Annotated in this window: 15 protein-coding genes; 2 read left to right on the top strand and 13 right to left on the bottom strand. The window is 52.9% G+C overall.

Features of this window, described 5'->3' with window-relative positions:
• Positions 1 to 118 precede the first annotated feature (118 nt).
• Positions 119 to 322, top strand: a complete 204-nt coding sequence (tatE, locus tag HV243_RS17915) for a twin-arginine translocase subunit TatE (protein WP_016152230.1) — start codon at positions 119 to 121, stop codon at positions 320 to 322.
• Positions 323 to 399: 77 nt separating this feature from the next.
• Here the strand turns inward: tatE and lipA are convergent, their stop codons facing one another.
• From lipA to HV243_RS17865, 10 genes are all read right to left on the bottom strand, one after another.
• Positions 400 to 1,365 (bottom strand): lipoyl synthase, encoded by a 966-nt coding sequence (lipA, locus tag HV243_RS17910; RefSeq protein WP_003022702.1) that lies wholly within the window; start codon positions 1,363 to 1,365, stop codon positions 400 to 402.
• Between the two features lie 206 nt (positions 1,366 to 1,571).
• Positions 1,572 to 2,213: a lipoyl(octanoyl) transferase LipB gene (lipB, locus tag HV243_RS17905; protein WP_016155965.1), complete on the bottom strand. Its 642-nt coding sequence runs from the start codon at positions 2,211 to 2,213 to the stop codon at positions 1,572 to 1,574.
• A 96-nt stretch (positions 2,214 to 2,309) separates the two neighbouring features.
• Entirely contained in the window at positions 2,310 to 2,573 is a 264-nt protein-coding gene (gene ybeD, locus HV243_RS17900; protein WP_003022706.1) for a DUF493 family protein YbeD, read from the bottom strand.
• 106 nt (positions 2,574 to 2,679) lie between these two features.
• On the bottom strand, positions 2,680 to 3,891 hold the full coding sequence (gene dacA, locus HV243_RS17895) for a D-alanyl-D-alanine carboxypeptidase DacA (RefSeq protein WP_003022711.1): 1,212 nt from the start codon (positions 3,889 to 3,891) through the stop codon (positions 2,680 to 2,682).
• A gap of 142 nt (positions 3,892 to 4,033) precedes the next feature.
• The gene (gene rlpA, locus HV243_RS17890) at positions 4,034 to 5,143 is read right to left on the bottom strand and encodes an endolytic peptidoglycan transglycosylase RlpA (RefSeq protein ID WP_053388584.1); all 1,110 of its coding nucleotides are present in this window, start codon (positions 5,141 to 5,143) and stop codon (positions 4,034 to 4,036) included.
• Between the two features lie 10 nt (positions 5,144 to 5,153).
• On the bottom strand, positions 5,154 to 6,266 hold the full coding sequence (mrdB, locus tag HV243_RS17885) for a peptidoglycan glycosyltransferase MrdB (protein WP_006685529.1): 1,113 nt from the start codon (positions 6,264 to 6,266) through the stop codon (positions 5,154 to 5,156).
• Positions 6,267 to 6,268: 2 nt separating this feature from the next.
• Complete coding sequence (mrdA, locus tag HV243_RS17880; protein ID WP_016152233.1) at positions 6,269 to 8,170, bottom strand: peptidoglycan DD-transpeptidase MrdA; 1,902 nt, start codon at positions 8,168 to 8,170, stop codon at positions 6,269 to 6,271.
• A 30-nt stretch (positions 8,171 to 8,200) separates the two neighbouring features.
• A complete protein-coding gene (gene rlmH, locus HV243_RS17875; protein ID WP_003022725.1) occupies positions 8,201 to 8,668 on the bottom strand; it encodes a 23S rRNA (pseudouridine(1915)-N(3))-methyltransferase RlmH in 468 nt (155 codons plus the stop codon).
• A 3-nt stretch (positions 8,669 to 8,671) separates the two neighbouring features.
• A complete protein-coding gene (rsfS, locus tag HV243_RS17870; RefSeq protein WP_003022728.1) occupies positions 8,672 to 8,989 on the bottom strand; it encodes a ribosome silencing factor in 318 nt (105 codons plus the stop codon).
• Positions 8,990 to 9,243: 254 nt separating this feature from the next.
• The gene (locus HV243_RS17865; RefSeq protein ID WP_053388585.1) at positions 9,244 to 9,855 is read right to left on the bottom strand and encodes an adenosylcobalamin/alpha-ribazole phosphatase; all 612 of its coding nucleotides are present in this window, start codon (positions 9,853 to 9,855) and stop codon (positions 9,244 to 9,246) included.
• A 96-nt stretch (positions 9,856 to 9,951) separates the two neighbouring features.
• Here HV243_RS17865 and cobD point away from each other — a divergent pair, with 96 nt between their 5' ends.
• Entirely contained in the window at positions 9,952 to 11,046 is a 1,095-nt protein-coding gene (gene cobD / locus HV243_RS17860) for a threonine-phosphate decarboxylase CobD (RefSeq protein WP_053388586.1), read from the top strand.
• Here cobD and nadD read toward each other — a convergent pair.
• From nadD to lptE, 3 genes are read right to left on the bottom strand one after another with little or no spacing between them, the layout of a single operon-like run.
• Positions 11,021 to 11,662 carry a nicotinate-nucleotide adenylyltransferase gene (gene nadD, locus HV243_RS17855; RefSeq protein WP_087121840.1) on the bottom strand — a complete coding sequence of 214 codons (642 nt, stop codon included), beginning with the start codon at positions 11,660 to 11,662 and terminating at the stop codon, positions 11,021 to 11,023. The genes cobD and nadD overlap by 26 nt on opposite strands.
• A gap of 1 nt (position 11,663) precedes the next feature.
• Positions 11,664 to 12,695: a DNA polymerase III subunit delta gene (gene holA / locus HV243_RS17850; RefSeq protein WP_046274591.1), complete on the bottom strand. Its 1,032-nt coding sequence runs from the start codon at positions 12,693 to 12,695 to the stop codon at positions 11,664 to 11,666.
• Entirely contained in the window at positions 12,695 to 13,288 is a 594-nt protein-coding gene (gene lptE / locus HV243_RS17845) for an LPS assembly lipoprotein LptE (protein WP_053388587.1), read from the bottom strand. The genes holA and lptE overlap by 1 nt, the downstream gene beginning before the upstream one ends.
• Positions 13,289 to 13,298: the final 10 nt, after the last annotated feature.

Genomic DNA, 13,298 nt, shown 5'->3' with positions numbered 1-13,298 from the left:
AACAAGGCTTGATTCACCTTGTTACAGATTGCTATTGTGTGCGCGCGTCGAAAGGCCGTTAATATTCTCAGGTTAATATGGCGCTTTATGTAGCCTGGTTTAAGTCAAGAAGGTATCTATGGGTGAGATTAGTATTACCAAACTGCTGGTGGTTGCCGCACTGGTTGTTCTGCTGTTTGGTACCAAGAAGTTACGTACTCTGGGTGGAGACCTGGGGACGGCAATCAAGGGCTTCAAGAAAGCAATGAACGACGATAATGCCGATGCCAAGAAAGAGGCTGATGGTAGCGTTCAGGCTGAGAAGCTTTCTCATAAAGAGTAATACTGCAAACTCTGCATGAAAAAAAACCGGCGATTTGCCGGTTTTTTATTGCTGATATGTAAGTGAGTATTACACGATTACTTCACTTCCAGCCCTTTGGCCTGCATGTCAGCATGGTATGAAGAGCGCACGAATGGACCGCAAGCAGCGTGGGTAAAGCCCATAGCCATGGCTTCTGCTTTCATCTCATCGAACTCATCCGGGCTTACATAGCGTTGAACCGGGAGGTGATGGCGGCTTGGCTGTAAATACTGCCCCAGCGTCAGCATGGTCACGCCATGGCTACGCAGGTCGCGCATAACCTCAATGATTTCAGCATTAGTTTCACCCAGACCCACCATCAGACCCGATTTTGTCGGAATCTCCGGGTGCGCTTCCTTGAAGCGTTCCAGAAGCTTCAGCGACCAGTTGTAGTCAGCCCCAGGGCGTACATTACGATAAATACGCGGTACGTTTTCGAGGTTGTGGTTAAACACGTCCGGCGGCGTGGCTGTGAGGATATCCAGCGCGCGATCCATACGACCACGGAAGTCAGGCACCAGCGTTTCGATTTTAATCGACGGGCTTTTCTCACGAATCGCGGTGATGCAGTCAGCAAAGTGCTGAGCGCCGCCGTCACGCAGATCGTCACGGTCAACGGAGGTAATCACGACATAGCGCAGCGCCATGTCCGCAATCGTCTGAGCCAGTTTTAACGGCTCGTTGGCGTCAGGAGCAACCGGACGGCCATGGGCAACGTCGCAGAATGGGCAACGGCGAGTACAGATTGCGCCGAGGATCATAAAGGTTGCTGTTCCGTGATTGAAACATTCAGCCAGGTTAGGGCAGGAAGCTTCTTCGCAGACAGAGTGCAGGCCATTTTTGCGCATTGCCGCTTTGATGCCCTGGATGCGAGTGGAGTCCGCTGGCAGTTTTATTTTCATCCATTCCGGTTTACGCAGCAGGGCTTCACGCTCTGTTGCCACATTTTTTACCGGGATAAGAGCCATCTTATCGGCATCGCGGTATTTAACACCGCGTTCCATCACAATGGGTTTACTCATAGCTTGCGTGTTCCAGTTGCGAATTACGAAGGAAAGCGTTTCAATTCAAGGGAATGTTGCATTTATCAACTATTTTTGAATTAGTGATACGCAGTATATCATTGAAACGGGCCAGAAAGCAGCCTGACAGGCTGGCAAAATGTAAAATAGTTGTTGTTTTGTGCCATTTGCCACAACATATGCCGTGGCAAAGTATGACCGTATTTTCAGCCCGCAATGTACTCGTGCGGTGGGTTACCCAACAGCGCGAAGATGTTGGCCAGCAGGCGGGGGCGAATGCTCTCGGTCGTGGCCGTGCTATCCCACTGCGATACTTTCGCCATCTCCATCCCGGCATAACCACAAGGATTGATACGCAGGAAAGGCGACAAGTCCATATCCACGTTGAGCGCTAAGCCGTGAAATGAACATCCTTTACGGATACGTAATCCCAAAGAACAGATTTTCTTCTCACCCACATATACGCCAGGCGCATCGGCTCGCGGGTGGGCGTCAATGCCGATTTCCGCAAGGGTATTCACGACGGTTTGCTCCAGCAGCGTAACCAGTTCGCGCACGCCAAGTTTACGACGCTTCAGGTTCAACAGCACATACATAACCTGTTGGCCTGGCCCGTGGTAGGTCACCTGACCGCCACGATCGCTCTGGATCACCGGAATATCTCCCGGCATCAATACGTGCTCAGCTTTACCTGCCTGACCCTGGGTGAAGACAGGATAATGCTCTACCAGCCAGATTTCATCATGACTGTTTTCATCACGGGTATCGGTAAATTCATGCATGGCCAGAGAGACTGGCTCGTAAGGTTGAAGACCGAGCTGGCGGACCAGAATTTTATCCTGATACAAAACGGCATCTCCGTAGAGAATGTTAAAGAGGGGAAAAGTATATCACAGGGGGGAGGGGTTACCCGAGCGGGGATGCAGCGGGTAACCGACAGGTTTTTACAGCACCATGCGTACGATATCGATATTGCCTAATTCTTCGTACAGCGTTTCAACCTGCTCAATGTGTGTAGCAGTGATGGTGATTGAGACCGAGTGGTAGTTGCCTTTGCTGCTCGGTTTTACCGTCGGAGAGTAATCACCTGGCGCATGGCGCTGTACCACTTCAACCACCTGATCAACCAGCTCAGGCAACGCCTGCCCCATTACTTTGTAAGTAAATGGAGTAGGGAATTCAAGCAGTTCGTTAAGTTTGGTTTTCATGTCAGCTCCGGCGTTACATCAAAAAATAATAACTCCCACTGCGCGTGGGAGTTATCTGGATACCTAGTATATGGGGACGTAAATCACACTTTCAAGTGTTCGATTTTTAGCCAAACCAGTGATGGAACATTAATTTAATGTAATCAATGATTTTCCCAAAGAAGTTGCCTTCAGGGATTTCCTGCAGCACCACCAGCGGACGCTGTTCAATGGTTTTGCCATCTAACTGGAAGTTGATAGTGCCGACAACCTGGTTTTTCTGCAGCGGGGCGTGCAGTTCAGTGGTGTTCAACACATAGCTGGCTTTCAGGTCTTTCATGCGGCCGCGCGGAATGGTCAGGTAGACGTCTTTATCAACGCCTAACGACGCACGATCGGTGTTACCAAACCAGGCAGGTTCTGAGGCAAATTCTTTACCCACTTTCAACGGGTTCACGGTTTCGAAGAAACGGAAGCCCCAGGTCAGCAGTTTTTTACTTTCGGTTTCTCGGCCTTTATAGGTGCGACCACCCATAACGGCGGAGATCAGACGCATCTGGCCTTCGGTTGCGGATGCAACGAGGTTATAGCCAGCCTTATCGGTGTGACCGGTTTTGATACCGTCGACATTCAGGCTGTTATCCCACAGCAGGCCGTTGCGGTTTAACTGACGAATGCCGTTAAAGGTGAACTCTTTTTCTTTATAGATAGAGTATTCGTTAGGCACGTCGCGAATCAGAGCCTGACCAATCATCGCCATGTCGCGAGCCGAGCTGTACTGACCGTCAGCATCGAGACCATGAACGGTCTGGAAGTGGGTGTTTTTCAGGCCCAGCGCATTCACATAGCTGTTCATCAGGCCGACGAAAGCATCCTGGCTACCAGCTGCGAAGTCTGCCATCGCCACGCACGCGTCGTTTCCGGATTGCAGGTTAATACCACGGATCAGCTGAGAAACAGGAACCTGCATGCCTGGCTTGAGGAACATCAGCGATGAACCTTTGAAGACCGGGTTGCCCGTAGCCCATGCGTCATTGCCGACGGTGACCAGATCGGTTTCTTTGAATTTCCCGGCTTTCATCGCCTGGCCGATGACGTAGCTGGTCATCATTTTGGTCAGACTGGCGGGGTCGCGGCGAGTGTCTGCGTTCTGTTCTGCCAGAACTTTACCTGAATTGTAATCAATCAGGATATACGACTCCGCATCGATCTGCGGAACACCCGGGATCATGGTTTTAATATTCAGGTCATCGGCATGGGCAGCAGAGAGAGAGGCTGCGCAGAGAGCCGCGGTGAGCGCCATACGCTGCACGAAACGAGCGGAAAAAGTGGTCTTCATGGTCTGAACTACGACGTCCGTGATGAAATTAAAAAAAGTGCCCTACTATAGCAAATGCAAAACTGGCAGGCATCTGACTTTCCGCGTGACTTTGTTAATGTCATTTACAGAAACTGACAGTTCAGATACCTGATTTACGTTATTACACGCCGGTGATGAAGGACTGTAATTGCGCCTCGGATTGAAGACGCTGCTGCAATGTGGAGGCTTCAGCTTTGCTGGCAAACGGCCCCATCTGGATACGCCAGACTGCGCCGTTTTGTACCACCCGGCCAGGAACGCCAAACTGCTGGCTTAAACGCTTTTGATACTGCTGCGCGCGCGACTGCTCGCTGACTGCGCCAACCTGAACCACATAGCGTCCGTTGGCAGTTGCCGCAGGCGCAGGGGCTGTGACGGCTGCTGGGGTTGCTGCCGGCGCGGTTGACGTGATCGGTGCGGTGGTTGTCGATTGCGGCACCAGAGTCGGCTCGCTGCTTTCCAGCACGCCTGATGCGAGCGTGGTTGGCGCACCGAGGAATCCACTGCTGTTTACTGGCGCACCGGTTGGATCATCGCTTTTCAGCGTGGAATTGCTGATCGGACGAATATCGCCTTGCGGCTGACCTGCATCCGATGGCGAAGGCATGCTTCCCATATTGCCGCCACCGCTTAAATCAGGACGCGCAGGCAAGGCATAAGTTTGTTTCGCGACCGTGGTACAAGCCATACCCGGTCCGGACAATGAACCATCCTGGGCGACGATGATTGGGTCGATACGCACTTTAGTGTTGTTGGAGGTGTTCAGACGATCGGCTGCGGCGCGCGAAAGTGAAATCACGCGATCGTTGCCATAAGGCCCGCGATCGTTAATGCGCACGACGATCATCCTGCCGTTCGCCAGATTGGTAATTCTGGCATAGCTGGGGACAGGCAGCGTCGGATGCGCAGCGGTCAGCTGCATCGGGTCGAACGCTTCGCCAGACGCGGTTAAGTTGCTTCCTGGTTCCGCATCATAGATAGCGGCAAGTCCGGCCTGGCTAAAGCGGGAGGGATCCTGCACGATTTTGTAGCTTTTACCATCACGCTGGTAGTCCTGATTCGCCGTTGGGTTCAGGGGTTCAAAGCGCGGATCGGCCCCGCTGATTTCAACAATCGGACCATTACACACCGCAGGCTGCGGCGCGACAGCAACCTGTTGCTGACCATCATCACTCGAACACGCCGCGAGCATTCCTGCTGCGATGCAGATACCAAGCCACTGCTTACGCATTGCGTACCCCTTACACGCTTTTCGACAACATTTTTCTATGGGTGTGGATCGACATAACAATCCCGAACCCGGCCATCAGCACGATAAGTGCCGAGCCTCCGTAACTGACCAGTGGGAGTGGAACCCCAACCACGGGCAGAATACCGCTCACCATACCAATATTTACGAAGACATAAACGAATAATATCAACATTAAGCCACCCGCCATGACGCGACCAAAGGTGGTTTGCGCGCGGGCAGCGATCCATAATCCGCGCATAATCAGCAAAATGTAGAGCGTCAACAGAATCAAGATCCCCACCAGACCCAGCTCTTCCGCTAAGACAGCAAAGATAAAGTCGGTGTGGCGTTCGGGTAAAAACTCAAGCTGCGATTGTGTACCATGCAGCCAGCCTTTGCCGCGTAACCCGCCGGAGCCAATGGCTATTTTAGACTGAATTATGTGATAACCCGCGCCCAGCGGATCGGTTTCCGGGTCGAGCAGCATCATGACGCGCTGACGCTGGTAATCATGCATCAGGAAGAACCACAGTATCGGGATAAACGCCGCGACCAGAACCACCGCAACGCCGATTAAGCGCCAGCTCAAACCAGAAAGGAACAAGACAAACAGACCGGAAAGGGCGACCAGAATTGAAGTGCCGAGGTCAGGTTGGGCGGCGACCAGCAGCGTGGGCATAAAAATCAGCACCAGCGCAATGGCGGTATTTTTTAGCGATGGTGGGCAAACGTCACGGTTAATAAAGCGCGCAACCATCAGCGGCACGGCGATTTTGGCAATTTCAGAAGGCTGAAAACGCACGATACCCAAATCCAGCCAGCGCTGCGCACCTTTGGAAATGGCGCCGAAGGCGTCTACCGCCACCAACAGAATGATGCAAAAGATATAGAGATAGGGCGCCCAGCCCTCATACACCCGGGGGGGAATTTGCGCCATCACTACCATGATGACCAGGCCCATTGCGATCTGGCCGACTTTGCGCTCCATCATGCCAATATCCTGGCCGCTGGCGCTCCAGATGACCAGTGAGCTGTAAACCAGCAGAGCCAGCAAAATAAGCAACATTGTGGGATCGATGTGGATTTTGTCCCAGAATGTTTTTTTGTTCGGATTATCCGTCACGATTATTGGTCCTCCGCTGCTGCAACCGCTGGGTTTTCCGCAGGCAGATTGGTGTTGTTGTCACCCAACATAATATGGTCAAGGATCTGGCGCATAATGGTACCCACTGCCGGACCCGCACCGCCGTTTTCAAGGATCATGGCGACAGCGACCTGGGGTTTATCATAGGGGGCGAAGGCCGTCATCAGCTTGTGGTCACGTAAACGCTCGGCGATCTTATGCGCGTTATAGGTTTCATTAGCTTTCAGGCCAAAGACCTGCGCGGTACCGGATTTCGCCGCAATTTTGTAAGGCGCGCCAGCAAAATACTTATGCGCAGTTCCGTTAGGGCGGTTCGCGACACCGTACATACCGTCTTTTGCGATTTCCCAGTAACCAGAATGAATATCGCCAACGGGTGGTTCGTGTGGCTGTACCCACGGCACCTGCTTGCCGTTTTCTGCCGTGCTCATCAGCAGATGCGGGACTTTTATCAAACCGTCGTTGATAAGGATCATCAGCGCTTTACTCATCTGGATTGGGGTTGCTGTCCAATAACCCTGGCCGATGCCGACGGGAATGGTATCACCCTGATACCATGGCTTTTTAAACCGTTTTTGCTTCCACTCGCGGGTTGGCATATTGCCGGAGCGCTCTTCGGCAAGATCGATGCCCGTATATTTGCCGTAGCCAAATTTGCTCATCCACTCGGAAAGCCGGTCAATCCCCATATCATAGGCGATTTGATAGAAAAACGTATCCGCGGACTCTTCCAGAGAGCGGGTGATGTTCAGATGGCCGTGCCCCCACTTTTTCCAGTCGCGGTAACGTTTTTCAGAGCCCGGTAGCTGCCACCAGCCCGGATCGAACAGGCCGGTATTGCGGGTGATAACGCCTGCGCTTAACGCAGAAACCGCAACGTAAGGTTTAACCGTCGAAGCAGGGGGGTAAACACCCTGTGTGGCGCGGTTAACCAAGGGGGTGTTCGGGTCATTGAGCAACCCGGAGTAATCTTTACTGGAGATACCATCCACGAACAGATTCGGGTCATAGCTCGGCATAGATACCAGCGCCAGAACACCACCGGTACGCGGGTCGGTAACCACCACGGCGGCACGACTGCCCGCCAGCAGCGTTTCAATATACTGCTGGAGTTTCAAATCAAGGGTGAGATAGATATCGTGCCCGGCCTGCGGCGCCACTTCTTTCAACTGGCGAATGACGCGGCCGCGGTTGTTCACTTCTACTTCTTCATACCCGGTTTGGCCGTGAAGCACGTCCTCATAATAGCGTTCAATACCCAGCTTGCCGATGTCATGCGTTGCCGCGTAGTTAGCCAGTTTGCCGTCTTTGTCCAGGCGATCTACGTCTTTATCGTTGATCTTCGATACGTAGCCAATTACGTGGGTCAGCGCAGAGCCGTATGGGTAATAGCGGCGTTTATAGCCTTTAACTTCGACGCCAGGAAAGCGATATTGATTCACGGCAAAGCGTGCGACCTGAACTTCAGTCAGGTTGGTTTTTACCGGAATTGAGGTGAAACGGTGTGAACGGGCGCGCTCTTTTTTAAAGGCAGCAATATCGTCGTCCGTCAGGTCTACGACGTTACGCAGCGCGTCGAGGGTATCCTGAATGTTGTCTACCTTTTCCGGCATCATTTCTATCTGGTAAATGGTGCGGTTAAGGGCGAGAGGAATTCCGTTGCGGTCATAAATGATGCCGCGACTCGGCGCGATAGGCACCAGTTTGATGCGGTTTTCGTTCGAACGGGTCTGATAATCAGTAAAGCGAACGATTTGCAGATTATAAAGGTTGGCGATCAGCACGCCAGTTAGCAGCAAAATCCCCAAAAAAGCGACCAGCGCCCGGCGCACAAACAGCGCGGACTCAGCCGAATAGTCGCGAAAAGAATTCTGTAGTTTCATCCGCTGCTTAATCTACTCAAGAATCAATGATCACTCACGGTGATAAGGATGGTTGGTGGTAATGCTCCACGCCCTGTACAGACTCTCCGCAACCAGAACCCGAACAAGAGGGTGTGGAAGGGTTAATGCAGAGAGTGACCAGCTTTGTTCCGCTGCCGCTTTACAGGCAGGAGAGAGACCTTCCGGCCCGCCAATTAACAGGCTGACGTCACGACCGTCCAGTTTCCAGCGCTCAAGTTCGGTCGCCAGTTGCGGCGTGTCCCAGGGTTTACCCGGGATATCAAGGGTGACGATGCGGTTTTTGCCTGCGGCAGCCAGCATCTGCTCACCCTCTTTGTCGAGAATGCGTTTAATGTCCGCGTTCTTGCCGCGCTTTCCTGCCGGGATTTCGATCAGCTCAAAGGGCATATCTTTCGGAAACCGACGGAGATACTCGGTAAATCCGGTTTGTACCCAGTCAGGCATTTTCGTACCCACAGCGACAAGTTGCAGCTTCACGCATTAACTCCAGAGTTTTTCCAGTTCATACAGGCGACGACTCTCTTCCTGCATCACGTGGACAATCACATCGCCGAGGTCAACGACGATCCAGTCAGCGACATTCTCGCCTTCCACGCCGAGCGGCAGCAGGCCAGCAGTGCGGGACTCCTGAACCACGTGGTCTGCAATAGACATAACGTGACGGCTGGATGTACCGGTGCAGATAATCATGCAATCAGTGATGCTGGATTTGCCCTGAACGTCTAAGGCGATGATGTCTTGACCTTTCAGGTCATCAATTTTGTCGATTACAAAATCCTGGAGTGCTTTACCCTGCAAGTGTTCCCCCTGGGTGAAAAGAGTTAAAAACGTCTGTTAGTATACCTGAACCAGAGGCGATATCGGGACAAATGTCTCCGAATGCGCTTGTGAAGTGCGCTATCATCCCACCCCACGCCACAGAATGCATCGCCATTTTTGTAAAACAATTTCTGCAAAGCTCTGAAGGGCGGGAAAAGTCAGGCTGCGGAGAATAACAGCCTGTCATGGGGTGTCAATGGGAGAGAGGCCCTTCGGCATAAAAAACAGCGCTTTCACTCCCCGTCGCGCCATACGGCCCGGCTGTTAAGCACTTTCAGAACCGCAAAATCGTCACAAAAATCAATTGCGCTCCAGCAGCCTTGTTCGACGCGGAAATGCCACATTGCCGCAGCGGGCATGGACAGCAGACGGGCGATCAACACGCTCAGCACGCCTTGATGACTCACCACCAGCAGATTTTGGCTCGCTTTATAATCAGCAAGCTGGGCAATGAAACGTTCCACTCGCTGAGAAAACGTCTGAAAACCTTCGCCATTGGTGGGCGTCGCATTCTGCCAGTCGTTACACCACACGGCGTAATTTTCGGCGTCTTCGCGCGCCAGATCGCGATGGTGACGCATTTCCCAGTCACCAAAAAACATCTCATTAAGCTCAGGCATGTTGCGCACAGGAACTTCACGTTCCGCCAGAATCAACTGCGTTGTATGGCGGGCGCGTTCCAGTTCGCTGCACAGAACGTTGTCGACAGGGACATTGCGTAACAGCGTACCCAGCGTTTGCGCCTGAGCGATCCCCCGTTCCGTTAGCGGTGTGGGGGCGTGGCCGCTATATAAACCAGCGACATTGGCTTCGGTTTCGCCATGACGTACTAACCAGAGTCTCATGTTTTCCTCGTGAGGCTATTCGCACAAAATATGATGTTTGCCCTGATTGCGCAGTGATTTTTCACTAAAATACCCTTTTTTACGTGGAGCGGCACGATGTCTTTATTGAAGAGCGCACATGGCGGTAACACCCGAGAAGCCGCCGAATTGTTGGGCATCTTGCCTGAGCAGTTGCTGGATTTTAGCGCGAATATTAACCCGCTGGGTATGCCAGTAAGTTTAAAACGGGCGATTATCGACAATCTGGACTGCACGGAGCGTTACCCGGATGTCGATTACGCGCAACTGCATGCCGCGCTGGCGGAGCATCATCAAATTCCGTCCTCGTGGATCCTGGCCGGGAACGGTGAAACCGAATCCATTTTTACCCTGGTGCATGGCCTGAAGCCACGCCACGCGATGATTGTGACGCCCGGGTTTGCGGAATATCGTCGGGCGCTGCAATGGGGAGAGTGTACGATCCATGAGTTTGCGCTGTGCGAAGACGATGGCTGGCAGCTTACCGATGCGATCCTCGATGCGTTAACGCTTGAGCTGGACTGCCTGTTTCTCTGTACGCCCAATAATCCCACCGGGTTGTTGCCCGAAACCCGCCTGCTGCGTGAAATTGCCACGCGTTGTGAGTCGCTGGGGATCGCCCTGATCCTTGATGAAGCGTTTATCGATTTTATTGCCAAGGAGTCGGGGTTTATCCCGTTACTGCAAGAGAACCCGCATATTTGGGTGCTGCGTTCGCTCACCAAGTTCTATGCGATCCCGGGACTGCGCCTGGGGTATCTGGTCAACAGTAACGAACAGGCCGTTGCACAGATGCGCAGCCAACAAATGCCGTGGTCAATTAATGCGTTTGCTGCCCTGGCTGGCGAGATTATCTTACGCGATAGCGCATATCAGCGGGCGACGTGGAAATGGCTGGAACAAGAGGGGGAGCGGTTTGATCAACAACTGCAAGATCTGCCCGGCCTGACGGCGTATCCCGGCCGGGCAAATTATCGTTTATTACGCTGCGATCGTGCGGATATTGATCTGCAACTTGCGTTGCTGAAACAGCATGTCTTGATTCGCAGTTGCGCCAATTATCCGGGGCTGGATGCGCGCTATTATCGGGTAGCCGTTCGCAGCCAGGAAGAGAATAACCGCCTGCTGACGGCCTTACGCAAGGCGCTTAGCGGTACAGTCCCTGTTGATTGATATAGTCAAGCACCGCGTCTGGCATCAGGTCGTCGCACGGCTCGCCCTTTTCCAGGCGCTCACGGATGAGCGTGGCAGAGATGTTAAACCACGGCGTTTCGGCCAGGTAAATCTTCCCGCAAGGCAGGTTGTGCAGGTCATCTGCTGAATGGGTCAGATGATCCTCCAGCCATTGCTGGTGTTTTTCCTGCGCCATTTCGAGTGGATAGCCCGGACGTCGGCACACGATGAGGTGGGTATTACCCAGAATCGTGTGGTAGTCATGCCAGGAAGGGAAGGTAAGCAGCGAATCCTGACCAATGATAAACGCTAACGGCACGTTCGGGCCTTGCTCCTCGCGCCACTCTTTTAGCGTTTGCGCGGTGTAGGAGGCGGTATCGCGTTTCAGCTCGCGTTCATCCAGGGAAAACAGCGGTTTATCAGCAATGGCCAGTTCAACCATACGCTTACGTTGCTCACCGGACGCTTCGGGCTGCGCACGATGTGGCGGCACGTTATTGGGCATGATGATGACCCGGGAAAGGCCAATCAGATTCGCCAGAATTTCAACCGGTTTAAGATGACCGTAATGCACCGGATCAAAGGTGCCACCGAACAGAGCCTGCAATGATTTCATATCAACCATCAATAAAAACATCGGCCAGCGATTTATGACAGAGCAAAAGGGAAAGCCCCTCTAGTTCCGCCCACACTGACTGACCATAGTCTTGTTTAAGCGTAATTTCCGTACGCGTTAAAAGCGTAACAGCCTGACGCAGTTGCGCCGGGTTCAGCCGGTTTAACGCATCTCCCATCATGCCCCGGCGATTTTGCCACACCCGGTGTTTATCAAACAACGTGCGCAAAGGCGTATGGGCCGACTGCCGTTTTAAGTTAACCAGCAACAGCAACTCACGCTGGATCGTACGCAGCAAAATAACCGGCTCGCTACCTTCCAGGCGTAGCTGCTGCAGAATGTGCAGCGCGCGTTTGCTTTTGCCCATTAGCAGCGCATCTACCCAGTGGAATGGGGTAAAGTGCGCGGCATCGTTAACCGCTTTCTCCACGCGAGGCAGCGTTAGTTTGCCGTCAGGCCAAAGCAACGCTAATCGTTCCAGCGCTTGCGCCAGTGCTAACAAATTACCTTCATAGCAATAGCACAAAAGCTGATTGGCTGCGTCATCCAGTTGCAGGTTGTTAAGTTTCGCCCTGGCGGCAACCCAGCGAGGAAGCTGTGCTTGTTCCGGCGTCTGGCAGCTTACCTGAACCGCGTTATTTGCAAGCCCCGTATACCATGCGGCGTTTTCCTGTGCCCTGGTGAGTTTGTTGCCGCGAACCATCAGCAGCAGATCGTCATGTAACAGAGTGACGAGTGACGCGAGCTGTTCATTAATGGCGGCATTAGGGCCATTTTCAGGCAACTGCAGAAGCAGGGTTTGACGGCTGGCAAACAGGCTCATCGCCTGGCAGAGTGAAAAAATCTCTCCCCAGTCGGTGCTGTTGTCCAGAGTGAAGGCGTGGTGTTCTTCGAATCCTTGTGTTGCGGCAGCCTGACGGATGGCATCCTGGCTTTCCTGCAATAAGAGGGGATCGTTGCCCAAGAGTAAATACGCCGCGCGCAGCCCTTCATTGAGCTGTGCGCGGAGTTGTTCAGGGTACAACTTGAGCATCAGTTACCCAGCGTGGTGGAGACACGCGCCGGAGATGACGCAGGCGCTGCGGTTTTATTCACCGCAGGCTCAGCATCAGCCTTGGATGACTGAGTATCGGCCAGATGTACGCTTGGCAGCTTACGAATTAACTGTTCAGCCGCTTTGTCATACATCTCTTTGATGATCATGTCCTGCTCGTTATCTTTCGCCAGTGCTGCTTGAGAGTTATCAAAGAACGAACGATAAACTTTGGCGCTGATAGGGTAAATATCATGACCTGGAATTAGCACAGTAGCTCTTACAGACATTACCATTTGGTATTCAGCCGTTTGACCGTTCTGGAATACCGAAGCCGTATCCTTTGAGAGACTCACAGCGCCAAGTCGTAAGGACGTCACATCTTTACGCATGGTACCGTCCTCAAGCAGCGTAACACCGTTCAGACGCAGCTGATTACGCACCGCGCGGCTTAACGGGCCGTTCGGATCGCCAGAGTTCAGGATCATGGTTTTCATTGAGGGTGGAACCTGCGTAGTACTACGCAGATGCCAGCCACACCCGGCGGTGACAAGCACCGCCAGCGATAACAACAATGTTGTCAGAAGTCGCACGCTTCCTCCC

Origin of the sequence: Citrobacter sp. RHBSTW-00599, from assembly GCF_013784065.1 — a bacterium.
Taxonomy (GTDB): Bacteria; Pseudomonadota; Gammaproteobacteria; order Enterobacterales; family Enterobacteriaceae; genus Citrobacter; species Citrobacter braakii.
This window is presented reverse-complemented; position numbering and strand designations above follow the sequence as displayed.

Bases quoted from the DNA above. Each gene is read 5' to 3' on its own strand.
- holA (WP_046274591.1), bottom strand. From the start codon at position 12,695: ATGCTCAAGTTGTACCCTGAACAACTCCGCGCACAGCTCAATGAAGGG.
- dacA (WP_003022711.1), bottom strand. From the start codon at position 3,891: ATGAAGACCACTTTTTCCGCTCGTTTCGTGCAGCGTATGGCGCTCACC.
- lipA (WP_003022702.1), bottom strand. From the start codon at position 1,365: ATGAGTAAACCCATTGTGATGGAACGCGGTGTTAAATACCGCGATGCC.
- rlpA (WP_053388584.1), bottom strand. From the start codon at position 5,143: ATGCGTAAGCAGTGGCTTGGTATCTGCATCGCAGCAGGAATGCTCGCG.
- tatE (WP_016152230.1), top strand. From the start codon at position 119: ATGGGTGAGATTAGTATTACCAAACTGCTGGTGGTTGCCGCACTGGTT.
- cobD (WP_053388586.1), top strand. From the start codon at position 9,952: ATGTCTTTATTGAAGAGCGCACATGGCGGTAACACCCGAGAAGCCGCC.
- HV243_RS17865 (WP_053388585.1), bottom strand. From the start codon at position 9,855: ATGAGACTCTGGTTAGTACGTCATGGCGAAACCGAAGCCAATGTCGCT.
- mrdA (WP_016152233.1), bottom strand. From the start codon at position 8,170: ATGAAACTACAGAATTCTTTTCGCGACTATTCGGCTGAGTCCGCGCTG.
- nadD (WP_087121840.1), bottom strand. From the start codon at position 11,662: ATGAAATCATTGCAGGCTCTGTTCGGTGGCACCTTTGATCCGGTGCAT.
- ybeD (WP_003022706.1), bottom strand. From the start codon at position 2,573: ATGAAAACCAAACTTAACGAACTGCTTGAATTCCCTACTCCATTTACT.